Consider the following 24,548-nt stretch of genomic DNA (forward strand, 5'->3'; position numbering starts at 1 on the left):
TAGGTTCAAAGTGAAAAATTTTTAATGGTTTTCTATTCAATTCTGCTTCTAAAGAAACTGGCAAAAAAGACAGATAAAATTACGTAAAAAACCATGATTGCCGCGAAATAATACGTAAACTGCCGGAACGAAAACATGTCTTTATCCTTAATCATTTCCGGGGAAAAACTTTTCAGGCGATCTTGGTATTTCTTTTCGAGTTCAGCCTTCTCTTCTTGTTTATCCAGGGCACTTTTTGCTTTTTCGTATTCGTTGTTGAGTTCTGTTTTCTGCCTTTCGATGTACTGATAGTTCAATAAATTTTTGGCATCTTTATCCACAAAATTCAGGAAAAGAAACATGCTGACAACAGAGAGCAAACCACCGATAAACATGGGTTTGAAAGCACGCCCAAAAACTGCCCGAAAACCCATCGGAACGCCTTCTTTTTTTGCAGCGTTTACGGATAAAAATGCCCCGACAACATACACTGCGGGAAGCAAAAATGCATTTAAAAGCATCGAATTGCTGAAATAATCAACATTCATCCCGAAAAAATACATCGAAAAGAAAATAAGCATTGTTACAATAAACAGCAGAAAACCAACACCATAAACATTTTTAACCATAAGAGATTTTATAAATTTTGAATTTTTTTTATTTTGAATTTTGAATTTTAATTTAAAGCCTTATCTTTGCACCGGCAAGTCCTACACAACCAGCTCCTGTGAATCCTCCAGGGTGGGAACGCAGCAAAGGTAAACGGTTGTAGCGGTGTGATGTAGATCGCTTGCCATTTTTTTATGCCTTAATTTCAAAGATTTCTCCCAACTTAGGCAATACCAACTCCACTCCTTTTTCTTCAAAAATTTTCAAAGCTTCGTCGTGATTTATCGCAATAGGCGGAAATGTATCGAAATGACAACCGATTACTTTTTTGGTTTTTAAAAGCTCTGCAGCTGCAAAACTTGCTTTTCTTGCACACATGGTGTAATGTGAACCGATTGGTAAAACAGCCAAATCAATATTTCCGAAAAGCTGTGGAAAGATTCCCATATCGGCCATTACGCCTGTATCACCCGCGAAATAGATGTTTTTTCCGGGAAATCTGAACATATAGCCACAAGGTTCACCGCCATAAGCTCCGTCTGGAAAACTCGACGTATGCGAAGCCGGAACCATAGAAATCTTCATATCATCAAAATTAGCTGAACCGCCAAAATTAATGTCGATGGAATTTGGATGGTTAAAATAGCCACAGATTTCTGGCTGGGCGATGATTTGTGCTTCCGGATGATGATGTAAAACTTCTTTCACATCTGCGGTATGGTCTCCGTGTGCATGCGTAATCAACACATAATCAATTTTTTGTGCTGTAATATCAAATCCAGATTTTTCTTTCTGGAAATTATAAAATGGATCGCTAAGAATATTTTTACCGTTATAATTGAACAAAAAGCAGTTTTGTCCGAGGAACTGAATTTTCATTTTTTTTTGATTTTAATTAAAATAGTTAAGTCCGAAAGCTACCAAAACACTCATGATGAGCGTAAAAATCCCTACCTGTTTAAGATATGGATCGAGTTCTTTTGGTTCTTTCGTCTGCATGATTTTTCTTCTAAGTGCCGTCATTGGAAATACGAGAATAAAAAAGATAAACGCGTAATAATTGCCCTGGGTATGCAGTCCGTTCATCATCATAAAAACCAACATCAGGATTAAAGGAAGCTGCAATAAAACGATTTCGTAAACCATTGCATATCTATAACCCATTCTCAGGGCCAGGGTTTTCTTTCCACTTAGTGCGTCGCTTTCGATATCGCGCATATTGTTGAGATTAAGGACTGCGGCGCTCATCATTCCGATAGCTGTTGCAGGTAAAAGCATGTCCCAGTGAAAAGTTTTTGTAAAAAGGAAGTAACTTCCACAAACAGAAACCAAACCAAAGAATACGAACACGAAAATATCTCCCAATCCTAAATATCCATACGGTTTTTTACCAACTGTATACCCTATTGCAGCCAAAATACACGCTACGCCGAGTCCTACAAATGTGTAAAATTCATTCATCAGATTCTCTCTGAAAAACGCCAGATACAAAAGTGCAACTGTCGCAATTAAAGACAATGCAGCAAAAAGAATTACGGCATTCTTCATTTGGTTTTCTGTGATTTTTCCGGAAGCTACTGCCCTTTGTTCAGCCTCATTGATCCGGAGTTTATCGGTTCCTTTAATTCCGTCGCCGTAATCATTAGCGAAGTTGGAAAGAATCTGATAAAGCAGCGTAACCAAAAGTGCCATTGCAAAAATCTGCCAATCCCAGGTTCCGCCGTTTTCAAATATTCTCCATCTTGCGATGAAAGAACCCATTATAATTCCGCTTATTGAAAGCGGCAAAGTGCGCAATCGTGCGGCTTGTATCCAATCCATCATAAATTTTCAGATTTTAAATTTTAAATTTTAAACTTTAGACAGTACAAATTTTCTGTCTAATCAATAATCTAAAAATCTATTTAAGAAATCCATTTATTTTCACCGAAATCGGGCTTTCTTTTTTCGAGGAATGCGTTTCGGCCTTCTTTGGCTTCTTCCGTCATGTAGGCAAGTCTGGTGGCTTCGCCGGCAAAAACCTGCTGTCCTACCATACCGTCGTCGGTTAGGTTCATTGCAAATTTCAGCATTCGGATCGACATTGGCGATTTTCCTAAAATCTCCTGCGCCCACTGATAAGATGTTTCTTCAAGTTCTGCGTGAGGAATTACAGCGTTAACCATTCCCATTGCTTCGGCTTCTCTGGCAGAATAATTTCTTCCTAAAAAGAAAATTTCGCGGGCTTTTTTCTGACCCACCATTTTTGCTAAATAAGCAGAACCGTAACCGCCATCAAAACTGGTAACATCCGCGTCGGTTTGTTTAAAGATTGCGTGTTCTTCACTGGCTAAAGTAAGGTCGCAAACAACGTGAAGTGAATGTCCGCCACCTACAGCCCAACCGTTTACAACAGCAATCACCACTTTGGGCATAAAACGGATTAAACGCTGAACTTCAAGAATATTCAGACGATGACGTCCGTCATCACCTACATATCCCTGTTCACCTCGGGCTTTCTGATCGCCGCCGCTACAAAATGCATGGCCACCATCTTTCGGACTTGGACCTTCGCCGGTGAGCAAAACCACCCCCACAGAAGGATCTTCTGAAACGTGATAAAAAGCATCGTACAATTCGGAGGTAGTTTTGGGACGGAAGGCGTTTCGTACTTCCGGTCTGTTAAAAGCGATTCTTGCTACAGCGCCACATTTTTTGTAGGTAATATCTTCGTATTCTTTTACGGTTTTCCAGTCAATCATTTTCTTGTAAAATTTGAGCCAAAGATAAGGAATTTATAAGGCAGCTCAAAAGGAAAACGCAGGGTTTTTGGATGGATAAACATGAAAAAATTCACTGAATTTTATCGGGATTTTTTAGAGAAAATATTTGTTGAAACCGATAAGGTTTATTCTTCCCCGACTTCGTTATTTTCCTGAAGAATCTCAACGGCAACTTCAAAATCTCTTTCATTAACAAGGAGAAAATAGTTTTGGGAAATCGGGAATACAGCAATATTGTTGACGTATTCGTTTTTAATATAACTGGGAATATCCCGTGAGGCGAGCTTGGTTTTGGCCAATTCGATTTCGTAAAGATATGATGACTGGAAAACGGGCACTAATGCTGACATTTCAATTTTTTGTTAAAAATAACATAATTAAACGGAAATACTGTAAGAAAAACCGAATGAAGTTCTAGCCCTGATGGCAATGAAAATCCTTTTTTCAGGTTTCGGAGGCTTTGCTGCCGCAACCTGAAAAAAGATTGTAATGAACAGCAGGTCGGGATTTCGGAAGTAGCCGAAATATAGTTGCTGCTGAATAAAAACTAAGCAGATTTTTTCCTGTTAATGTACCAATAAACCGGCAGACCGAGCAAAATTAAAATAAAGCCAGGCCAGGTATATTGCGGTTTGAACCAGATGAGGAGGACGCAAAATGCAGTACCAATAATGAGATAAATTAATGGCGTAACGGGATAAAGCCAGGTTTTGTAAGGTCTTTCGATTCCAGGTTTTTTGATTCTTAAGTAGATCACGCCGAAAACCGTAATCATATAAAACAGCACAATGACGAACGAAATCATATCGAGCAAATCGCCGTACTGCCCGCTGAGCGCAAGAACAGAAGCCCAAATCCCCTGCATCCAGAGCGATTTTTCGGGAACATCGTTCCGGTTATTTGCAATGGCCTGTTTAAAAAATAATCCGTCTTTTGCCATGGTTTGAAATACCCGCGCGCCTGCTAACACCAATCCGTTGATACAGCCAAAAGTGGAAATCATCACCAAAACGGCCATAATTACTGTCCCGAGATTTCCGAAAATCACTTCAGAAGCTGCAACTGCGGGACGGTTTTTATCAGCAAATGCAATGGCGTCGCGGTCGAGAGCATTCAGATAAACGAAATTCACCAACATATACAAAACCATCACCACAGAAGTTCCCAAAACCATTGATTTTACGACATTTTTCTTTGGATTTTCGATTTCTCCGGAAACGAAAGTTACGTTTTCCCAAGCTACTGAACTGAAAACCGAACCCACCATGGCAGCAGCGATTCCGCCAAGAAGCGTGATGCTTCCGATGGATTTCCAGCCGGTTGGCAAAAGATCATTTCCTACTTCTTTACCAAAATCTTGAAAACTGTTCCAGCCAAAACTCATGTTCGAAGCCCATTGAGAATCTTTCACGAAAAGAAATCCGAAAACAATAATTCCTAACAAAGAGACTATTTTGGAAGTTGTAAATAGGTTTTGAAGGAATTTGCCGTTTTTAACACCTTTGGTGTTGATAAATGTAAGGAGCAGGATCACAACAATTGCTAAAATCTGAACCCAGGTAATCTTGAAAGTTCCGCTCTGGAAAATAGGATCTGAGTTATTAAGTGCGGGAATTAAATATGCTGTAAATTTCCCAAAAGCCATGGCTACAGCAGCAATTGTTCCGGTCTGGATGACAGTAAACAATCCCCAACCGTAAAGAAATCCGGTCATTTTACCAAAAATTTCGGTAATATAAGTGTATTGTCCGCCGGCTTTCGGAAACATTGCTGAGAGTTCGCCATACGAAATGGCAGCAGCAACCGTCATAATTCCGGTAATGACCCAAACCGCGATCAGCCAGTAACCTGAGCCAAGGTTCCGCATCATATCGGAGCTTACAATAAATATCCCACTACCAATCATCGAACCCATTACGAGCATTGTGGCATCCCAAAGTCTGAGTTTTTTTTGCATAAAAGTTTTCAGTTAATTGAATTTTTACCGTTTTATCGACTTCCGGTAAATTTCAGTTTATTAAATTTACAAGGCAATAAATATATTGATTTTCTTTAACGGATTGCTTATTTAAAGAAGATTTAATTATCTTTAGGTGCTAATTTTTGACTTAACAATATTATGCAGGTCCAACTATTTGCTACTTTTGTAAAAATTTATAATATGAAAAAAATCATTCTTTTATTGACCATTGTATTTTCAGCTGCAGCATTTGCTCAGGAAGCAGAGAAAAAATCAGGTCCACCGGCCGGTAACGCTGCCATAGGTGATGTTTACGGAAGTCAGGTTTCTGCCAAAGCAGAACAAACTGCTATTTCTTCGAAAAAACTCGAAAAGAAACTGAAATCCAGCAAAAAACTCGAAAATGTTGCGGTAAAAGGTAAGGTTACCGATGTTTGTGATAAAAAAGGTTGTTGGTTAACGGTGGAAACCGATGATAACGAAAAGTTTTTTGTTAAGATGAAAGATTATGCATTCTTTGTCCCTACCGCTCTTAAAGGAAAAAATGTAGTTTTGGAAGGCTCTGCAGAAACAAAGATTATCTCAGTTGATGAGCAGAAACATTATGCAGAAGATGCTAAAAAATCTCAGGCAGAAATTGACGCGATCACAAAACCACAGGAAGAAATCCGATTTGTAGCAAATGGAATTAAAGTCGTAAACTAATTTTGAAATCCCAAATAAAATACAACGGAGTCTAAATCAGACTCCGTTTTTTATTCAATCCTAAAATCAACTTCAGCATCCAGCTTTGGAAATTTTCTTTCAGAGACAAAGGTTTTTCCGGTACAGTCGATCTCTTTCCAGCCTTTTTTAATACCTATATCACCCACTTCCATTACAATGGGGACGAACGATATTTCATCATCACCATTACGCAACTCTTCTCGATACTGCACTGCAATATCCAGAATACACTCAAAATCTGTATTCAGCTTTACGTTTCTGTAAATAATGTCGTAATGAGTTTCTCTGTTTTCTGGAATTTTCTGATAGTTTTCCCAGTTTTCTGTAGCGCCCTTCAACTCTGCAATTGCTTTTAAACCCTCATACAAAGCCAAAGTATAGTATTTTCTTGTGCCGTCTCTTTTATAATCATCAATGAAATGGCCCCCTTCAAAAAGAATCGTCGGTAAGCCTATTTTTGAAAAATTATCTCCCACAGAAGTCGGATAAAATTCATCTGAATAACGCGCAATCTGGTTCGGAATTAGCGGATTAAGATTCTCATAAATTCTTGAAATCACCGCCATCGCTTTTTTGCGGGTTTCATTGATTTCTCTCTGATGATTTACTGAAGGCGCCAAAAAAGATAATGTTGCAGGATTTTTACCATCTGTTGTGAAAATGGTTCGCTGCTCGTGAAGATTTAGGCCATATTGGTAATCTCCGTTTTCTGCAATGTTCTTAAGTATTGGAAATTCTTTACTGGAGAGTTTTAAAAAATCCCGGTTCATATCAATATCCAGCGCATTTCTACGCGTCCACTTTTCAGAACCGTCGGGGTTAAGCATGAAAATAAAATCCAGCGCTATTTCAGAAAACAGGGTTTCCTTTAACTGTGGCTGATATTTGAAAATTTCAAGTAAATCGAGCATGGAATGGGTGGCATTCGACTCGTTTCCATGCATTTGAGACCAGGCCAAAACTTTTACAGTACCATTTCCCAATCTCATTTTATAAATAGGCTTCTGTAAATATGACCTGCCAACTTCAGAAATATAATCTCTGAAATTCTCCTGTAGGTAAATAAATAATTTTTTCGGGGAAATATACCGGTTTGGGAAATTAGGATTTTGTCGGTACTGCAGTTCTTCAGGCATTCTTAATTTTTTTACAAGTTTCAAATTTAATTTTTTTTTACCAAATCCCTTGACTAACTTTTGTAAACTTATTAAACAAGTCAAAATGTCAGATTGTCTGTTGGTAATTTTGTGGATTGAATTTATTTTAATTAAAATATGTAATTATCTAAAAATCAATATTTAAATAAAATCAAATAAAGTTTATTTTTAAAATCACTTTAATTGCTTAGTCGTGTGGAAAACTCCATTTGTAGGGAAAAAACATAAACACCACCAGTAGTTTTGGCTCGCTCTAAATTTAAGACTTTTCACAATTGTAAATTACATGAAAAATGATAAATTATGTATATTTGCCCTTTAAATTAAATATGAATAACGAAACAATTTTTCTCCTTGGATTTTTAGTATTTATCTTTTTTATCCTGGCTCTCGATTTAGGACTTCTTAAGAAAAGATCCGACACCATCTCTATGAAACAGGCCGGCCTGATGAGTTTTTTTGTGGTCGCACTGTCCATGTGCTTCTACTTTATCCTTATCACTTACGGTCACCTACTCCACGGGATCGACAGTATGTCGAAATTACAATCGGTTATCGCAGCACATCATCATCCGGTAAAAGTAATTCCCAATGATCTGGAACACAGCATACAGTTGTATAACCAGAATTTAGGTCTTGAATATTTAACAGGTTATGTTGTAGAGTACGCGCTTTCGGTAGACAATATATTTGTAATGGTTCTAATATTCGGTGCATTTGGAGTTGCCCAGAAGAATTACCACCGGGTGCTGTTTTGGGGAATTTTAGGAGCCATTGTAATGCGTTTTATCTTCATCTTTGTAGGCGCAGCGCTTATCGAAAAGTTCAGCTGGATCATGTACGTATTTGGGGCATTCTTGGTGTTTACAGGGATTAAGATGTTCTTTGATAAAGATGGCGACGATAAAATCGATACCCAAAATCACCCTGTCGTAAAGTTTGCCAAGAGGTTCTTTAAGGTGCATGATCATTTTGTAGGCAATAAGTTTTTCGTAACGATTGATGGGATTAAGAAGGTTACTCCCCTTTTTCTCGTACTTCTTATCATTGAAGCTACCGATTTAATCTTCGCTGTAGACAGTATTCCAGCCATATTTTCGGTTACTAAAGATCCTTATATTGTCTTTTTTTCAAATATTTTTGCAATTATCGGTCTCCGTTCCATGTTCTTTTTGCTTGCGGGAATTATCGACAAATTCAGGTTCCTGAAGGTTGGCTTATCGGTTCTATTGACATTTATAGGTCTGAAGATGTTAACCCACAGTTATCTCGAAGCCTGGGGATTCACCACTAGCCATTCCCTGATTATTATTGTAGGAATTTTAGGTTTAAGTATTTTCTTCTCTCTTATTTTCCCTGAACGTAAAAAGGAAAGAAAGCTTAAGTTTGACCCGGAACATGAAGATAATTTACATAGGTAATCATCATTAAATATTATCTAAAATATATGAAACCAGTACTTTATGTGCTGGTTTTACTTTTGTAAATAAATTAATTATGTGCATGTTTACTTTTGTTTATTCTTCTTATTAAATATTTATTTACATTTGTAATTATGAATTTGAACGAAAGAATATCAAAAGTGATCTCCTATTCGGAGTTATCTTCATCTGAATTTGCCGATGAGATTGATGTGCAGCGATCGAACATTTCGCACATCACTTCCGGCAGAAATAAACCATCACTTGATTTTCTCATTAAAATTAAAGAGCGCTTCCCCGAGCTACAATGGGAATGGCTTATTACAGGTGAAGGGGAAATGATAAAGAGTCCTGAAAAAGAACCTTCTCCCGAAGTGCAAAAACCCACACCTCTTCCCGACTTGTTTTCTTTGATTGCGGATGAGAATTTTGGAATAACGGAAAAAGAAGATAAGATTACAAAATCTGTTCCGCCAGAATCGAATATTTCATCCCAAGTCCCAGTTCAGGAAAAAATAGCCGATTCTCAGCGATTAGCTCCACAGGAATTGAAAACAGAAACACAAACACCTGTGAATGAAGGAAATAAGATAAAAAGAATTGTTTGGTTCTTTGAAAACGGAAAGTTCGAAAGTTTTGAACCTTAAAACGTTTTTTGCAACTCACTTTCGGCTTTGAAATCAGCGCGCACCTTTTCAGCATAATTTTTGTAATTTGATTGGGCACAAAAAATACTTGAAATGAAACTCGCCGACCTTGCTAAGGAACTTAAAATATCTCCTGAAAGTATGATAAAATTCATTCAGGATTTTGATCTTGAACTTTCAGAATGTATTACGACAAATTTTAATGTAAAAGACGATTTTGCTAAGTTTGCAAGAGAAAATATTTCATTTTTAAAAAAATATGAAAAGGATCTTGAGCAAACCAAATCTGTAGAAGATATTGCCGGAACGATCAATCAAAGTCCTGAAAAAGTTGCAGAAATTATTAAAAGCGAAAAACCCAGACTTTTTGACAACGGAATCTACAAATCATCTGTCTCAAGTTTCGGAATCGATCATAAGTTAGGCGGCAATTATGAGTTTGTTTACAATTACTTCGGAAAAAAAACAAGCTTAAAAGAGCGGGATTTCATTGGCTATCGGGATCTTTTTTTTCATATTTCAAAACAATTAGATCCCTTTATCAACAATACTCCACTTACCGATTGGGGAATACATAAACCTGCAGGAATCATTCTTTACGGCCCGCCGGGAAGCGGAAAAATTTTCTGGGCCAATAAAATCGCTGAAATTATTGGTTACCAGTTTAAAGAAATAAAAAAATATTATCTCGGCACTTCCTTTGTTGACGGCCTCAAAACAAACTTTAATGATTTTCTGATTCAGATGCTTAAGGAAGAAAAAATTCTCCTCTTCATGGAAGATTTTGATGATATTATGCGTCAAAGAAGTGAGAAAAAAACGGTTTTATCCTGCGACGAAGAAACTAAAGAAATTGTTCTGAATTATATTGGCAGGTTCGAAGAAGAGGATTTGCTGATGGTAGGTTCCGCTAATTCTGTTGCTGATATCGACAAAGACATTCTTGCTCCGGGCAGATTTGATGTGGTGATTCCTGTATTTCCTCCCAATTCCCGGGAACGTTCGGAAATGATTTTATATTTTATGACCGAAAATCTTGCGAAAGATGCGCTTCTGATGAAAATATTAACTGCAAACAATGCAGATCATCTCCCGTTTTGGGAAGATATATCATCGAAAATGAAAGTTTTTTCGAGTACAATGATTGTAGATTTTACGCAAAGTTTAAAAAAACGAATCAGAAATCAGTATTTAAAAGATAATTCTGAAAATATAAAGATCGACAGTAAACTGCTGAACGCAGCCAGGCGCGACGCCTCAGCAAAACTTACAGAAGAATATTTAAATCAGGTGGCACAGTTTATTGATGATGTTTCACTGAATAATTATGATGATTTCCCTAAAAGAATCGCTGCTTTAAAAATTGAACTTGAGTCTTATAAGGTTGTAGAAACTCCACGTAAAGCTATTGGTTTTCAAACCAAAACTGATGAAAAAACAAATAAATAACCCACTGTATAACAATGGGTTATAACTAATTTCATTTGAGCTTTTTAAGATTGCGGCAGCAACACACCGATTTCGTACACTTTTGCGTGTTTCAGATATTTCGACCGTTCGCGGGAGGTTACGGATTCAAAATGATTGTTTTTCAGAACAATAATAGGGTCTTCAGCAATTTCGATTTCCGCGTTCGAAATATATTTTTCTTCCGGACTCAGTTGGTCGATTTTGGCTTTTATCTTTTGTAATTCATCCGCATAATGCCTGAATCCCGCATCTGAAGAGTGAATAAATCTGTATTCGGGTCCTGCATCTACAAAATAATACAGTTTTTTTTCGATAAGTCTACCATCACTTGTGATTTCAGGATTATAATTACCGTCTCTGAATCCAATTTCCACTACCTTTCCGCCAAATTTTGCTGCGTAACTTTCGGTATCTGTATAGGTCGCAAAACCTGTCGCCACTTTTTGTCGATCTATTTGATAACTGCTTAATTTTTCTGAATTGAATGTTTCCATGATCTGTGTTTTAAATTGATAATCCGAGCCCAGTAATTTTGCCAAGACGGCGTAAAATTCAACTTTTAACACCGTTTTTAATAAAATTGTTATCTTTGAAATCTTATCAAATTTTATTCATGAAAAAAATCTTTTTATCCCTCGCAATCCTTTCATCCGTAATGGTTTTCTCACAGGAAATTACGCTGGACAAAATTTATTCCGGATATTACCGTGGTAAAGGAATCTCAGGAATCGCTTCCCTGAAAAACGGCGAAAATTATGTGGTTATCGAACCAACTGGAATCGCTAAATATTCTTACAAAACATCCCAAAAAGAGGGCAATATGGTAGACGGCAGATTTGAGTCTTACATTTTCAGTGATGATGAATCTAAAATTTTACTGCTCAAAGAAAGCGAACCCATTTACCGACATTCATTTCTTGGAAAATTTGATGTTAGAGATTTAAAATCAGGCAAAATAATCAACCTTAATAATGGCAACTTCGTTCAGGAGCCAACTTTTTCTCCGGACGGAACTAAAGTGGCTTTTATTGCAGAAAATAACCTATTTTATCAGGATTTAAATTCTAGTAAAATCACCCAGATTACCAGTGACGGAAAGAAAAATCATATCCTGAACGGTCTTGCAGACTGGGTTTATGAAGAAGAATTCGGGCACGCAAAACTTTATGAATGGACGAAAAACTCCGACGCCATTGTATTTGTGAAGTCCGATGAAACCGAAGTTCCGGAAATGTACATTCCGATTTACGGCAAGCAGCTTTACCCTTCAGAAATGCGTTTTAAATATCCGAAAGCGGGCGAAAAAAACTCTGTCGTTTCTGCACAGCTTTTCCGTTTGGATTCCGGAAAAACGACTCCGCTGAATTTATCGGCATTCAAAAATTACTACATTCCAAATGTGTACAAAACCGCGAAAGCAGATGAAATTATTTTGATTACTTCTGGTAGAACTCAAAACGCTTCTGATGTTCTGAAAGTAAATACAAAGACAGGAAACGTTCAGAAATTATTTACAGAAACCGATGAAAAATGGGTGGATACAGATAATGTTACGCTTGAATTTTTAGATGACAACTCATTTATCTGGGGTTCTGAAAGAGACGGAAACCGTCACCTTTATTGGTACGACCAAAACGGAAAACTGAAAAAACAAATCACCAAAGGAAACTGGGAAGTAACTGATTATTATGGCTATAACCCAAAAACCAAGGAAGTTCTTATTCAAACCACCGAAAAAGGAAGCATTAATAAAGTAGTTTCCAAGGTTAATATCCAGAACGGAAAATCTACACTTATTTCTAATTCCGAAGGAAATAACAGGGCAAGTTTCAGTGGAAATTACAATTATTTTATCGAAACTTCTTCCACTGCTGCAAAACCTTTCACCTATGTTTTAAAAGACGGAAACGGGAAAACCATCAAAGAACTTCAGAACAACAACGAATTGCTGCAGAAACTTCAGGCAGATAACATGGTTACCAAAGAATTCTTCACGGTTCCGAACGAAGCTGGCGACCAAATGAATGCCTGGATGTTAAAACCTAAGGATTTTGATCCTAGCAAAAAATATCCGCTCTTTATGTTCCAGTATTCCGGTCCGGGATCGCAGAGTGTATCGAATTCCTGGGATGCAGGCAATGGATTATGGTTTAATCATTTGGTACAGAAAGGCTATATCGTTGTTTGTGTAGACGGTCGCGGAACTGGTTACAAAGGCACGAAGTATAAGAAATCGACCTATATGAATCTGGGAAAATACGAAATTGAAGACCAGATTGCAGCCGCAAAATGGTTCGGAAAACAAAGTTATATCGACAAATCCAGAATCGGAATTTTCGGCTGGAGTTATGGTGGTTACATGGCAAGTTTAGCATTGACTAAAGGTGCAGACGTTTTCAAAGCCGGAATTGCGGTAGCACCTGTAACCAACTGGAGGTATTACGACACCGTGTACACCGAAAGATTCTTGAGAACTCCACAGGAAAATCCTAAAGGATACGACGAAAATTCACCAACAGAATACGCAAATTTATTGAAAGGAAAATTCTTGCTAATCCACGGAACCGCTGATGACAACGTGCATTTCCAAAATTCAATGGAATTTGCAGAAGCTTTGATTCAGAACAAAAAACAGTTTGAATTTATGGCGTATCCCGACAAAAATCACGGCATTTTCGGTGGGCAGACCAGACCACAACTTTATCAGAAAATGACAGATTTCATCCTAGAAAATTTATAAACTCTTAATATTTAAAAATGGCGACAAGCACAAACAAACACCCTAAAGGCTTACCCTATCTTTTCTTCACAGAAATGTGGGAAAGGTTCGGATATTATTTGATCCTCGGAATTTTCGTTCTGTATATGATCGATCCTACAGATACCGGCGGACTGGCTTTTAATGATAAAAATGCAGATGATATCTTTGGAACCTTCATTGCCCTCACCTATCTTACCCCATTTCTCGGCGGGTTTCTGGCCGACCGCGTTTTGGGCTATATCAAAGCGATTTATATCGGTGGAGCCTTGATGGGACTGGGTTATATCGGTCTAGGAGTTTTTAAGGAAATTCCGATGTTTTATACATCAATGGCGCTAATTATTTTAGGAAACGGATTTTTCAAACCAAGTATCTCTACCCTTCTTGGGAATCTTTACGAAGAAGAACCGTATAAACTTAATAAAGATGCTGGTTATAACATTTTCTACATGGGAATCAACATCGGAGCCTTTGCGTGTAACATCATCGCCGCATTTATGAGGAATAAGTTCGGTTGGGGCGAAGCATTTATCACCGCCGGAGTTGGGATGTTCATTGGTTTGCTTATATTCTCTTTGGGAAGAAAGCATATATTGAAAGCCAACGTTATGAAACCCGTTCAGGAAGGTGATACCAAGATTTCCGATGTTTTGGTTAAAGTTTTCGTACCTGCAATTGTAGCGGGAATTATTGGCTGGGTTATTCCTGGAAATATCTTTGGAAGTGATTCTACAGATGCCTTTATCTTCGCATGTTTGCCTGTAGTTTACTTTTATGTGATGCTTTACGTGAAAGCAAATTCAGATGACAAAAGGCCGATTGGTGCATTGCTGGCAATATTTGCGGTAAGTTTAATGTTCTGGGCAGTATTCAAACAAAATGGAACCGCTCTAACGAGATGGGCAAATTATTATACCGACAGAAGCGTGCCTGCAGTAGCTGAAAAACCTCTGGAAGCCATTTATCTGGTTGAAACTAAAGATTATACCTCAAAAGAGGTAAATGTTTACGATGACCAATACCAGGCTCAAAAAGACGAAGCTGGCAATCCGGTAAAAGAACAGGGAAAAGACATCTACTTCAGAAACGAGTTGCCTGAGAAGAAAGCAGCTATGGAAGCTAACCCTGAAGGTAAAGTTTATCTTTATAATACCGAATTGTTCCAATCTGTGAATCCATTCTGGGTAATTGTGTTAACGCCTGTTGTTGTTGGTTTCTTTATGTTCTTAAGAAAACGTGGCAAAGAGCCTACAACACCCGCTAAAATTGTATTGGGTCTCTTCATTTCTGCACTCTCGTGTTTAGTGATGGTTGGAGCCGTATATGCCGGAGACAACGGCGCATTCAAAGTTTCTGCACTGTGGCTTGTAGCTGCTTATGGGGTAATTACGGTCGGCGAACTTTGTCTTTCACCAATGGGATTATCGTTGGTTTCTAAATTATCTCCACCGAGACTTACTGCCCTGATGATGGGAGGATTCTTCCTTTCCACTTCAATCGGTAACAAACTTTCGGGAGTGTTGGCTAGTTTCTGGTACGATTATGAGAACAAGGCTAATTTCTTTATCGTAAATTTCGGTTTATTGCTTCTCGCTACCCTTCTTGGTTTATCTATTCTGAAAAGATTGAATAAAATCATGAAAGAAAAAGGAGTGAACTAAACCATTCTTTATCAATATTTTTAAAGTGCCGGAGAAATTCGGCACTTTTCTGTTTTAAAAACTCAAATTTTCAGCCCTTGAAAAAGAAAAAAAACTATATTTGCTCCTTAACAATTATTAACAAATAAAAAAATATGGACACAGCAGAGCAAAAAGGGCACCCGAAAGGACTCTATCTTTTGTTTATGACAGAAATGTGGGAACGTTTCTCTTATTACGGTATGCGTGCGATTTTCGTTTTATACATGACGAAAATGCTTTTAATGGATGATGCAGAAGCTTCACAAATCTACGGAAGTTATACCGGGCTGGTATATCTTACGCCGCTTCTCGGTGGTTATCTTGCAGACCGTTTTCTGGGTAACAGAAGAAGTATAGAAATTGGTGGTGTACTTATGGCACTTGGGCAGTTTGTAATGTTTTTCAGTGCTTCCACTTCGGGCAGTTCAGCAATTACGCTGATGTGGATTGGTCTTACCATGTTGATCATTGGGAACGGTTTTTTCAAACCAAACATTTCAACGATGGTGGGCCAGCTTTATCCGAAAGGAGACCGCAGGGTGGATTCTGCATTTACCATTTTCTACATGGGGATCAACCTGGGAGCTTTCTTCGCACCGCTTATTTCTGGTACGCTGGCTGAAAAAATTGACTTTAAATGGGGCTTCCTGGCGGCAGGTATTGGGATGGTCATCGGTTTGATAACCTTTATGCTTCAAAAAAACAAACTGCTTGTAGATAACGAGAACAAGCCAATCGGGATGCCAACCAATAAATTTGGTATTGCACAGCTTGGAATGGTTTTAGGCTCAATTGCAATTATTTTCTTCTTAATGAACTTTAAAACCATGTTCCAAAGCGATTTGGATATTATCGGATACCTCATTTATGGCGCTATGATTGTGATGCCATTAATTGTTCTTACCGATAAATCTTTGACTAAAGAGGAACGTGAAAGAATAATGGTGATTTTTATCCTCGCATTCTTTGTCATCTTCTTTTGGGGAGCATTTGAGCAGGCCGGAGCTTCACTTACAATTTTTGCTGACAGACAGACCGACAGAACAATTTTCGGTTGGGAAATGCCTGCTAGTTACTTCCAGTCAGTAAACCCGCTGGCCATTATCGTACTTGCACCATTATTCTCTTCAATGTGGTTACGTCTCGGAAACCGCGGTATGGAGCCGTCTTCGCCAAAGAAAATGGCCCTTGGTCTTGCATTGGTTTCTTTAGGATACGTCGTTATTGCATTTGCTGTTTACGGTCTGGGAATGATGGACAAAGTTTCCATGTTCTGGTTGATCGCACTTTATGTAATTCACACAATGGGTGAACTTTGTCTTTCACCAATCGGACTTTCAATGGTGTCAAAACTTTCACCACTGCGTTTCTCGTCTCTGTTAATGGGAACATGGTTCCTGGCTAATGCTGCTGCAAACAAATTTGCAGGAACTTTATCAGCACTAATTCCAGGAAGTGGTGAAGAGGGCCAAGGCGCGAAAGTCACTTATTTCTTAGGATTTGAAATCACCAACCTTTTCGATTTCTTCCTTGTATTTATTGTGATGTGTGGAGCTGCCGCTTTAATTTTGTTTGCAATGAGCCGTTGGTTAGAGAAAAAAATGCACGGAGTAAACTAGAACTAAGCGCATTTAATTATACTAAACCACCGATTATTCGGTGGTTTTTTCTATTTTCGTCAAAAATTATTCTAAAATGAATCTTACGTTAGAACAAATTCAGGATTTCAAAGGAAAATATCCGAAACAAATCTGGTCACTTTTTTTCTCGGAAATGTGGGAACGATTCTGCTTCTACGGAATGCGCGGAATGCTCGTTTTTTTCATGATTTCTCAATTGAAATTCGGTGACGAGCAGGCAAATCTTCAATACGGGGCAACCCAGGCATTTGTGTATGCATTCACTTTTGTAGGTGGTCTTTTTGCGGATAAAATCCTTGGTTTCCGTAAATCCCTGTTCTGGGGTGGGATTTTAATGATTGTAGGGAGTTTGATTCTCGCTACCAATCCTCATGATTTTTTCTTTCTCGGAATCTCATTCACCGTGGTAGGAACTGGTTTCTTTAAACCTAATATATCAACCATGGTTGGGAAACTTTACAAAGCCGGAGATTCCCGTACCGACGCAGGTTTTTCCCTGTTTTATGCAGGAATTAACCTTGGTGCGCTGCTCGGCGGATATTTGTGTATCGCGATTGGAAAAGGCGAAATGCTTTCAGGTTTTATTCCTGAAGATAAAAGATGGAATGTCGCATTTGGTTTAGCGGCAATCGTAATGGTGATCAGCTTGATCAATTTTGTTTTCACCCAGCGAAGTTTAGGTCCTATTGGTCTTATGCCCGAGCGAAAACTTGCAGACGGAACTGTAGTCCCTATGGAAAAATGGAAAGTTTACGGAGTTTACGCTCTTACTTTAGTTTTTGTTCCGCTGATTATGACCATGGTTTCTGTGCCGCAATACACCGATTATTTTATGTGGACCGTCGGTCCGTTAACCCTTATTTACCTGTTTTATGAAATGACGAAAGTGAATGTTGCAGAAAGAAAAAAGCTACTTGCAGCCCTCGTTTTCATTATATTTTCTATTATATTTTGGGGAATTTATGAGCAGTCGGGAGGTTCCTTAAGTATTTTCGCAGCAAATAATCTGAATAAAGATTTGCTTGGCTTGGATCCTAACGGAGTAAACAATTCCGGAGGTGCATTTTTCATTATTTTTCTTGCCCCACTTGTCGGACTGTTCTGGATTTGGCTAAGTAAAAAGAGACTGGAACCAAACACGATTATTAAGTTCGGACTCGGTTTTATATTCCTCGGTTTAGGATATTACGTATTATTTGCTACCAGATTTTTTGCTGATTTGCAAGGAGTTACTTCTTTAAATATTTTTACCATCGCATTGCTTGTGATAACTTTTGGCGAATTATGTTTGTCTCCGATCGGACTTTCAATCATGACGAAACTTTCTACCGAAAAACTGCAGGGAATGATGATGGGAATGTGGTTCCTTGCATCCGCTTACGGGCAATATGTAGCCGGAATTATCGGTGCAAACATGGCAACCGCCAAAGAAGGTTCCACCAATATGGATGCACTTTTAGCCTATACAGAGGGTTACAAACAGTTAGGGCTTTATGCCGTAATCGCGGGTGTTATACTCATCATTATCTCACCGCTCGTGAAAAAACTAATGCAGGAAGTGAGATAGTGCTTTAACAAACCTCTATATTTTCAATCAAACCACTGATGAAAAAATTAAACTTTTTATTGTTCGTTTTAGCCATTTCTTTTGCCTCAGCACAGGTTAAGTGGATGACGCTCGAAGAAGCGGTGGAAGCACAGAAAACAACGCCAAAAAAAATTCTGATCGATTTTTATGCAGACTGGTGCGGCCCATGTAAAATCATGGAAAAAGAAACCTTTAATCACCCCGTCATCGCAAAATCTCTTCAGGAGAATTACTACGCCGTAAAGTTTGGTGCAGAAAATAAAGAAAATATTACTCTTTTTGGCAGAACATTTTCAAATCCAGGATTCGAAACCGGAAAAAGAAAAAATTCAATGCACGAATTCACCAAGTTTATGAATGTTGTTGCTGTTCCCACAACGGTTTTTCTGGATGAGCAAAGCATGCCGATTACCATTCTGCAGGGTGCGCTCACGGCAAAAGAACTGGAGCCTTACATTCAGTTTATCGCTAACGACGACTATAAAAAGATTACAACGCGTGAGCAGTGGGAAAATTATCAGAAAAAATTTAGATCGAGCATTAAAAACTGATTTAGATATTGAAGATTAAAGACTTTCAGAAATTTTTTGGAAGTCTTTTTTATTTTACCGAAATTCGCTCGCCAACGAACATCTCAATCCTCAAAAGAGAAAAAAAATTAAGATCTGACATTAGAAACTTCCATAGAATTCTTAAAAGGAATCGGTCCCGAACGAGCCAAATTCATTAAAAATGTCTTGGGAATTTCCACTGTGGAGGATTTACTCACTTTTTATCCGTTGCGCTACATTGATAAAAGTAAAATTTACAATATTGGCGATCTTGCTGAAGAACCCGAAGCCGACATTCAGCTGAAAGGAAAAATAACTGAGGTTCAGGAAATCGGTTACGGCAATGGAAAGAAGCGGATGTCAGCCAAATTCCGTGATCAAACCGGCACTTTAGAACTCGTTTGGTTCCGTTATTCAAAATGGATGAAAGAACAGATACCAATCAACCGGGAACTATTTATTTTCGGGAAAGTAACGCTCTTTAATGGCGTTTTTTCAATGGCGCATCCGGAGATTGAGACGGATGAAAAGAAAGCACTTTCGGGATCGCTCCTGCCGATTTATCCGGGAAGTGAAAAACTGGCAAAAAGAGGAATCAACAATAAATTTTTCCAAACGGTTCTTTCAGAAATCACGCTTAATTTACCATCGTTAATGCTGGAAAATATGCCTGATTCTTTAATGAAATCATTAAAATTAATCGGCAGAATTCCCGCTTTTTATCATATTCATTTCCCTAAAGATTTTCATCATTTCGAACACGCAAACCGCAGACTGAAGTTCGAGGAAGCCTTCTTTTTTCAGCTGGGTTACGGATTAAAAAAACAATACCAGAAAACTTCTGTCATCGGAAATCCATTCCCTAAAATCGGTGAAAACTTCAATAAATTTTACATTCACAACCTGCCTTTTGAACTAACAAACGCCCAGAAAAGAGTACTGAAGGAAATACGCACCGATATGAAAAAACCAATCCAGATGAACCGTCTTTTGCAGGGTGACGTAGGTTCGGGAAAAACAATGGTTGCGCTTCTTGCCATGCTGATAGCAATGGACAACGGTTTCCAGAGCTGCATGATGGCTCCTACCGAAATTCTTGCGCAGCAACACTTCAATTCCATTAGAGAACTGCTCGTAAATACAGACATTAATGTGCGGCTGCTCACCGGTTCCACAAAAACTACAGAAAGAAAAATCATTCACGCGGAACTGCTTAGTGGTGAACTTTCAATTCTTGTAGGAACCCACGCAGTACTTGAAGATATTGTTCAGTTCAAAAATCTTGGTCTTGCTATTATTGATGAACAGCACCGGTTTGGTGTTGCGCAGCGGGCAAAACTTTGGGCAAAAAATAAAATTCCACCGCATATTCTGGTGATGACTGCAACACCGATTCCCAGAACTTTGGCAATGAGTTTTTACAGTGATCTTGATGTTTCCGTAATCGATGAAATGCCTGTGGGCAGAAAACCCATCATTACCGCTCACAGACGCGAAAAAGACAGGCTTTCGGTTTTCCGTTTTGCGAAAGATGAAATTGAAAAAGGAAGACAGATTTACTTCGTTTATCCTTTAATTGAAGAATCTGAAACACTCGATTATAAAAATCTGATGGAAAATTTCGACCATATTGTCGCGTTTTTCGAAGGAAAAAATGTCACGATGCTCCACGGCAGGATGAAACCCGCTGAAAAAGAAGCTGCAATGAGTTATTTCGCTTCAGGAAAAGCCGAAATTATGGTGGCGACAACGGTAATTGAAGTCGGCGTAAATGTCCCGAATGCATCGGTAATGATTATTGAAAGCGCTGAAAGATTTGGTCTTTCGCAACTTCACCAGCTGCGTGGGAGAGTCGGACGTGGTGCTGAACAAAGCTTCTGTATTCTCATGACTTCGGATAAACTTTCTACAGAAAGCCGGACGCGGATTAAAACAATGACAGAAACCAACGATGGTTTTAAAATTTCTGAAGTCGATATGCAATTGCGCGGTCCAGGTGATATTTTGGGAACACAGCAAAGCGGCGTTGTAGATTTTAAAAAACTCGATTTAACCACTGACGGAAAAATCATTAAAGCTTCTAAAGCCGCAGTAGACCATCTTCTGAAAAAAGACCCACATCTTCAGAATCCGGAAAATGCCGGTTTAAAGAACTACTACCTTAAACTTTATAAAGGAAAAAACAAGTGGAGCAGGATTTCTTAACGTTTACTTGGAAATCATTGGTGGCGGCGGAGATTTATATTCCACAGTCTCTTTCACATCTTCTTTTGGAGTAACTGAAATTCCGTTTATCAGTTCCTGAACAGCACCGAAACTCTGTTCAAAAACCTTCTGCGAAGCGAATCCTACCACGCCGGCATAACCGTCGCTGTTGATAGAATAATTTCCGGCATACTCGAAATCCATACCTTTTGTATTGGCTGCATAGCGGATGTAGAGGACTTTCATTCCGTTTACAGTACGGTATTCCGATTCTTTTAAGCGGAAATAATCTACATTCCTGTTAACATTTTCGATAATAAGATCCTTCAGGTTTTTCAAAGTGGCGATCTGTACTTTTTCAGTAATCATAAAACCAAAATATCCATCGTTACTGTTTCTTTCAGCAAAGAAATATTCTACATGCGGACTGATATTCTGTGTGGCAAGTTTCCATTTTTTAGGATCGAAATATACGCCTACATCCATTTTTTTACTTTTGATCAAGAAACTTGCGGTTTTGGGTTTTTCAAACACATCATTGTTGGTAACGATTGTTTCCAGAACTTTTGCGTCGCTTTCATTTACAAACTTCCAGGTTCCGTTATCAAAAAGTACGACTTCCTTACCCTCTTCAGTTAACGCTTTCTGCTGCGAAAAAATGGCGAAAGGCAGGAGTAAAACAGCGAATGTAAATATATTTTTCATCGAACTAAATTACAAATTATTTTACCGACAGCATTACTTTTTAAATTCCACATTACCAGCGAATATAACTTTCCGATTATCTAAAAAAATTAAATACTTTTGTTTTCATGAATAAACTTCTATCCTTCCTTTTACCGTTTCTTTTTCTGAACGTTGCTGCACAGTCGAAAATTACCGTTCTGAAAGCCGGTGAAGGCACGCCAATTACTAATGCAACAGTTTCCTGCAACAAGAAAATTTTAGGAAAAACCAATGCACTAGGCGTCCTTCAGTTCCGCACAAAATGTAAGAAAGTGGATGTAAAAGCTCCTGGTTATTATGAAGATGAAGCTGTTGTGGATCAGGTGATGGAAATCGCGCTTTCAAAAACAGATCCGCAAACCCAGTCGATTGAAGCCGTGGTTATTAATGACAAAAGCGATCCTTTAGCCCTGGAAATTCTTCAGAAAGTAAATGACAACTACCAGAACAATTCCCCTCAAAGCCTGGACTCCTACTCTTTTAAATCATACGAAAAAATTTCTTTAGATATTGATGAAGACAGCATCAAACATTACAATGCCTCTCTCGAAAAAAGACTTGATTCTTTAAAAAAACTTCCTGAAAAAATACAGACTGCAGAGAAGAAAAAGGACTCCACAGAAAGTGTAAATGTGATGAAACTGATGAGTTCGAGTAAACTTTTCCTGTGGGAAAGAGCATCCGAATTTCTGTTCTCTAAAAAATATGGTGAAAAAATTAATATTCTCGACAACCGCGTTGCAGGGCTGAAAGAGCCGATTTATGAAATGATGACCCTGCGCTCTAACAGAAACCGAATCCCAAGAGAAATACGCGAAGAAAACCGCACACTTTACCGCTTCTTTTTAACAGATACCATCGAAATTGAAGGACGACAGAATTATGTTATCCGATTCCGGCAGGTTGATTACAAACAGCCGGTGAATAAACGAAAATTCAATGGTTACCTGTATGTTGACACCCAAACTTTTGGGCTAAAAAAAATTGAAAGCAACAGCAAGAATAAAAGTGAAGGAAGCATCACCAGCATCTGGAAACCGATTGATAACAAATGGTTTCTCAGCAAAGAAAATTTGAAGATAAAAATGGGTTCCACGGTTTTCGGCAATACAAAAACCGATGAAAAAAAGGACAAAGATTCTGTAAACAAAAACCTTCATAAATTTGGGAATTATGTCTTTATGGTTGCCGATTATTTCGATTTTAAAACCCAAATCAGTGAAAACAAAAAAGATTTCGCAGGCTACACCATGAGCGTGAAAAATTCCGACGGTAAAATTTTGGACACATTCCGTACAGATTCGTTAAGCGCCCGCGAAAAAATAACCTACGAAAAAATCGACAGTGTAGGAAAAAAATACAAACTCGACCAGAAATTAAACGCATTCACGGGATTAATCAAAGGAAAACTTAGGGTTGGTGAGGTTGATTTTGATGTCGCTCAGCTTTTAAAATACAATAAATTCGAAGGCATCCGGGTCGGAATCGCCGGAAAATTGAACGAAAGATTCAACAGATATATTTCTCCGGATGCATATATTGCTTACGGTTTCAAAGACGAACGCTGGAAGTACGGTGCCGGAATCGATATCAAAACGACACTGAACAAAAACTCGTTTTTCCGCGCCGAATATTATAATGATGTAATGGCTGCAGGACGTTTCAGCGAAAATCTCTGGAATTTCAAAATGAAAATCATGAACTCCGGAATTGATCTTAAAAACGACAGGTTTTACCGTTACCAAGGTTTTAAAATCGCCTTTGAAAATGATTTAAGCAATGCTTTAACATTCAATATTTCGGCTAAAAAAGATATTGAAGAAGCCACTTTCGATTATAATTTCAGGAATCTCGGACAGAAATTTGAAAATTTCGCTTCCAAAATCACCCTGAAATATGCGCCAAAATCTAAAAACATCATGACGCCTTCCGGAAAATTTACTTACGAGCAAAGCTTTCCGGAGTTTTACATCAATTACGAACAGGGAATGCAGACTCTGGGAGGCGATTTAAACTACAGCCGGTGGGATGCACTTGCACAGCATAATTTTAAGACAAAAGCAGGCGTTACCGGAATCCGGGTTTACGGCGGATTACTCACTGGCGACGCACCCATTTGGCATCATTTCGCGATGAATGGTTTGGGCAGCGGGAAAGACAGTTTTAACTTCAATCTCACGTCTTTCCTCGGTTTTGCAACCATGGAGAGCGGTAAATATTATAACGACAAGTTTGCCGGATTCTACTTTACGCACAGGATTCCGTGGTATTTCAAAACTTTTGGAAAAAATACCTCGAGTTTCGATGTGGTGTACCGCGGAATTATTGGCGACATGAAAAATCCTGAGTATCACGGTTTCGAATTCCAGAAACTCGATCATCTTTATCAGGAAATCGGGCTCGAGAGCAATCATTTTCTCGGCACGCCTTTCAATCTTGGTTTTTTCTACAGGGTTGGTCACTACTCGACTTTACAGTTTAAAGAAAATTTTGCAGTTCAGCTGAAATTCAATTTCTTAGGATTTTAATTTGGGCGTATCCCTCGCCAATACTTTTCCCACGACTCGGGTCGCTACGTCCGTTACAATCTTTTTTGGTTGCGGCGGCTTCGCCGCCGCAACCAAAAAAGGATTTCCTCTCCCATCGCTTACGCGGGAACCGTTG

At 38.5% G+C, this 24,548-nt stretch carries 20 protein-coding genes and 1 other RNA gene; 12 read left to right on the forward strand and 9 right to left on the reverse strand.

The features are described 5' to 3' along the window. Window positions 1-32: 32 nt before the first annotated feature. Window positions 33-608: a DUF4199 family protein gene (locus tag CDW55_RS08115; RefSeq protein WP_088469245.1), complete on the reverse strand. Its 576-nt coding sequence runs from the start codon at window positions 606-608 to the stop codon at window positions 33-35. Between the two features lie 72 nt (window positions 609-680). On the opposite strand from CDW55_RS08115, the gene ffs reads away from it, so the two are divergent. Further along, window positions 681-778: signal recognition particle sRNA small type (gene ffs, locus CDW55_RS08120), an RNA gene on the forward strand. A gap of 2 nt (window positions 779-780) precedes the next feature. Here the strand turns inward: ffs and CDW55_RS08125 are convergent. From CDW55_RS08125 to CDW55_RS08145, 5 genes are all read right to left on the reverse strand, one after another. Then, a complete protein-coding gene (locus tag CDW55_RS08125; RefSeq protein ID WP_088469246.1) occupies window positions 781-1,467 on the reverse strand; it encodes a metal-dependent hydrolase in 687 nt (228 codons plus the stop codon). Window positions 1,468-1,479: 12 nt separating this feature from the next. Then, on the reverse strand, window positions 1,480-2,412 hold the full coding sequence (menA, locus tag CDW55_RS08130; RefSeq protein WP_088469247.1) for a 1,4-dihydroxy-2-naphthoate octaprenyltransferase: 933 nt from the start codon (window positions 2,410-2,412) through the stop codon (window positions 1,480-1,482). A gap of 80 nt (window positions 2,413-2,492) precedes the next feature. After that, on the reverse strand, window positions 2,493-3,329 hold the full coding sequence (locus CDW55_RS08135) for a 1,4-dihydroxy-2-naphthoyl-CoA synthase (protein ID WP_088469248.1): 837 nt from the start codon (window positions 3,327-3,329) through the stop codon (window positions 2,493-2,495). Window positions 3,330-3,475: 146 nt separating this feature from the next. Further along, window positions 3,476-3,700 (reverse strand): putative signal transducing protein, encoded by a 225-nt coding sequence (locus CDW55_RS08140; protein WP_088469249.1) that lies wholly within the window; start codon window positions 3,698-3,700, stop codon window positions 3,476-3,478. A gap of 197 nt (window positions 3,701-3,897) precedes the next feature. After that, on the reverse strand, window positions 3,898-5,307 hold the full coding sequence (locus tag CDW55_RS08145; protein WP_088469250.1) for an APC family permease: 1,410 nt from the start codon (window positions 5,305-5,307) through the stop codon (window positions 3,898-3,900). A 204-nt stretch (window positions 5,308-5,511) separates the two neighbouring features. Here CDW55_RS08145 and CDW55_RS08150 point away from each other — a divergent pair, with 204 nt between their 5' ends. Continuing rightward, window positions 5,512-6,015 carry a DUF4920 domain-containing protein gene (locus tag CDW55_RS08150; RefSeq protein ID WP_088469251.1) on the forward strand — a complete coding sequence of 168 codons (504 nt, stop codon included), beginning with the start codon at window positions 5,512-5,514 and terminating at the stop codon, window positions 6,013-6,015. Window positions 6,016-6,065: 50 nt separating this feature from the next. Here CDW55_RS08150 and CDW55_RS08155 read toward each other — a convergent pair whose 3' ends face one another. Then, complete coding sequence (locus tag CDW55_RS08155) at window positions 6,066-7,172, reverse strand: M14 family zinc carboxypeptidase (protein ID WP_088469252.1); 1,107 nt, start codon at window positions 7,170-7,172, stop codon at window positions 6,066-6,068. A 350-nt stretch (window positions 7,173-7,522) separates the two neighbouring features. On the opposite strand from CDW55_RS08155, the gene CDW55_RS08160 reads away from it, so the two are divergent. The 3 genes from CDW55_RS08160 (at window position 7,523) to CDW55_RS08170 (ending at window position 10,710) form a co-directional block, all read left to right on the forward strand. Further along, window positions 7,523-8,614: a TerC/Alx family metal homeostasis membrane protein gene (locus CDW55_RS08160; RefSeq protein WP_088469553.1), complete on the forward strand. Its 1,092-nt coding sequence runs from the start codon at window positions 7,523-7,525 to the stop codon at window positions 8,612-8,614. A gap of 134 nt (window positions 8,615-8,748) precedes the next feature. Beyond that, a complete protein-coding gene (locus CDW55_RS08165) occupies window positions 8,749-9,261 on the forward strand; it encodes a helix-turn-helix transcriptional regulator (protein WP_088469253.1) in 513 nt (170 codons plus the stop codon). A 93-nt stretch (window positions 9,262-9,354) separates the two neighbouring features. Next, a complete protein-coding gene (locus CDW55_RS08170; protein ID WP_088469254.1) occupies window positions 9,355-10,710 on the forward strand; it encodes an AAA family ATPase in 1,356 nt (451 codons plus the stop codon). Between the two features lie 44 nt (window positions 10,711-10,754). On the opposite strand, the gene CDW55_RS08175 is transcribed toward CDW55_RS08170, so the two are convergent. Further along, window positions 10,755-11,225 (reverse strand): hypothetical protein, encoded by a 471-nt coding sequence (locus CDW55_RS08175; protein WP_088469554.1) that lies wholly within the window; start codon window positions 11,223-11,225, stop codon window positions 10,755-10,757. A gap of 119 nt (window positions 11,226-11,344) precedes the next feature. Here CDW55_RS08175 and CDW55_RS08180 point away from each other — a divergent pair, with 119 nt between their 5' ends. The 6 genes from CDW55_RS08180 to recG all read left to right on the forward strand — a co-directional run bounded on the left by CDW55_RS08180 (window position 11,345) and on the right by recG (window position 21,158). Continuing rightward, window positions 11,345-13,471, forward strand: a complete 2,127-nt coding sequence (locus CDW55_RS08180) for a S9 family peptidase (protein WP_088469255.1) — start codon at window positions 11,345-11,347, stop codon at window positions 13,469-13,471. 17 nt (window positions 13,472-13,488) lie between these two features. Beyond that, window positions 13,489-15,153, forward strand: a complete 1,665-nt coding sequence (locus tag CDW55_RS08185) for a peptide MFS transporter (RefSeq protein ID WP_088469256.1) — start codon at window positions 13,489-13,491, stop codon at window positions 15,151-15,153. Window positions 15,154-15,287: 134 nt separating this feature from the next. After that, complete coding sequence (locus CDW55_RS08190; RefSeq protein WP_088469257.1) at window positions 15,288-16,793, forward strand: peptide MFS transporter; 1,506 nt, start codon at window positions 15,288-15,290, stop codon at window positions 16,791-16,793. A gap of 76 nt (window positions 16,794-16,869) precedes the next feature. After that, on the forward strand, window positions 16,870-18,381 hold the full coding sequence (locus CDW55_RS08195; RefSeq protein WP_088469258.1) for a peptide MFS transporter: 1,512 nt from the start codon (window positions 16,870-16,872) through the stop codon (window positions 18,379-18,381). A gap of 38 nt (window positions 18,382-18,419) precedes the next feature. Continuing rightward, window positions 18,420-18,953, forward strand: a complete 534-nt coding sequence (locus tag CDW55_RS08200; RefSeq protein WP_088469259.1) for a thioredoxin family protein — start codon at window positions 18,420-18,422, stop codon at window positions 18,951-18,953. 114 nt (window positions 18,954-19,067) lie between these two features. Then, complete coding sequence (gene recG, locus CDW55_RS08205) at window positions 19,068-21,158, forward strand: ATP-dependent DNA helicase RecG (RefSeq protein WP_088469260.1); 2,091 nt, start codon at window positions 19,068-19,070, stop codon at window positions 21,156-21,158. Between the two features lie 3 nt (window positions 21,159-21,161). Here recG and CDW55_RS08210 read toward each other — a convergent pair whose 3' ends face one another. Then, window positions 21,162-21,863, reverse strand: coding sequence for a hypothetical protein (locus CDW55_RS08210; RefSeq protein ID WP_088469261.1), 702 nt, complete (start codon window positions 21,861-21,863; stop codon window positions 21,162-21,164). 107 nt (window positions 21,864-21,970) lie between these two features. Here CDW55_RS08210 and CDW55_RS08215 point away from each other — a divergent pair, with 107 nt between their 5' ends. After that, complete coding sequence (locus CDW55_RS08215) at window positions 21,971-24,412, forward strand: DUF5686 family protein (protein WP_088469262.1); 2,442 nt, start codon at window positions 21,971-21,973, stop codon at window positions 24,410-24,412. Window positions 24,413-24,548: the final 136 nt, after the last annotated feature.

The sequence above is a fragment of the Chryseobacterium sp. VAUSW3 genome, from assembly GCF_002205795.1.
Lineage (GTDB): Bacteria > Bacteroidota > Bacteroidia > Flavobacteriales > Weeksellaceae > Kaistella > Kaistella yananensis.

Excerpts from the sequence above, each read along its gene's own strand:
- CDW55_RS08115 (WP_088469245.1), bottom strand. The coding sequence starts at position 608 with ATGGTTAAAAATGTTTATGGTGTTGGTTTTCTGCTGTTTATTGTAACA.
- CDW55_RS08125 (WP_088469246.1), bottom strand. The coding sequence starts at position 1,467 with ATGAAAATTCAGTTCCTCGGACAAAACTGCTTTTTGTTCAATTATAAC.
- menA (WP_088469247.1), bottom strand. The coding sequence starts at position 2,412 with ATGATGGATTGGATACAAGCCGCACGATTGCGCACTTTGCCGCTTTCA.
- CDW55_RS08135 (WP_088469248.1), bottom strand. The coding sequence starts at position 3,329 with ATGATTGACTGGAAAACCGTAAAAGAATACGAAGATATTACCTACAAA.
- CDW55_RS08140 (WP_088469249.1), bottom strand. The coding sequence starts at position 3,700 with ATGTCAGCATTAGTGCCCGTTTTCCAGTCATCATATCTTTACGAAATC.
- CDW55_RS08145 (WP_088469250.1), bottom strand. The coding sequence starts at position 5,307 with ATGCAAAAAAAACTCAGACTTTGGGATGCCACAATGCTCGTAATGGGT.
- CDW55_RS08150 (WP_088469251.1), top strand. The coding sequence starts at position 5,512 with ATGAAAAAAATCATTCTTTTATTGACCATTGTATTTTCAGCTGCAGCA.
- CDW55_RS08155 (WP_088469252.1), bottom strand. The coding sequence starts at position 7,172 with ATGCCTGAAGAACTGCAGTACCGACAAAATCCTAATTTCCCAAACCGG.
- CDW55_RS08160 (WP_088469553.1), top strand. The coding sequence starts at position 7,523 with ATGAATAACGAAACAATTTTTCTCCTTGGATTTTTAGTATTTATCTTT.
- CDW55_RS08165 (WP_088469253.1), top strand. The coding sequence starts at position 8,749 with ATGAATTTGAACGAAAGAATATCAAAAGTGATCTCCTATTCGGAGTTA.
- CDW55_RS08170 (WP_088469254.1), top strand. The coding sequence starts at position 9,355 with ATGAAACTCGCCGACCTTGCTAAGGAACTTAAAATATCTCCTGAAAGT.
- CDW55_RS08175 (WP_088469554.1), bottom strand. The coding sequence starts at position 11,225 with ATGGAAACATTCAATTCAGAAAAATTAAGCAGTTATCAAATAGATCGA.
- CDW55_RS08180 (WP_088469255.1), top strand. The coding sequence starts at position 11,345 with ATGAAAAAAATCTTTTTATCCCTCGCAATCCTTTCATCCGTAATGGTT.
- CDW55_RS08185 (WP_088469256.1), top strand. The coding sequence starts at position 13,489 with ATGGCGACAAGCACAAACAAACACCCTAAAGGCTTACCCTATCTTTTC.
- CDW55_RS08190 (WP_088469257.1), top strand. The coding sequence starts at position 15,288 with ATGGACACAGCAGAGCAAAAAGGGCACCCGAAAGGACTCTATCTTTTG.
- CDW55_RS08195 (WP_088469258.1), top strand. The coding sequence starts at position 16,870 with ATGAATCTTACGTTAGAACAAATTCAGGATTTCAAAGGAAAATATCCG.
- CDW55_RS08200 (WP_088469259.1), top strand. The coding sequence starts at position 18,420 with ATGAAAAAATTAAACTTTTTATTGTTCGTTTTAGCCATTTCTTTTGCC.
- CDW55_RS08210 (WP_088469261.1), bottom strand. The coding sequence starts at position 21,863 with ATGAAAAATATATTTACATTCGCTGTTTTACTCCTGCCTTTCGCCATT.
- CDW55_RS08215 (WP_088469262.1), top strand. The coding sequence starts at position 21,971 with ATGAATAAACTTCTATCCTTCCTTTTACCGTTTCTTTTTCTGAACGTT.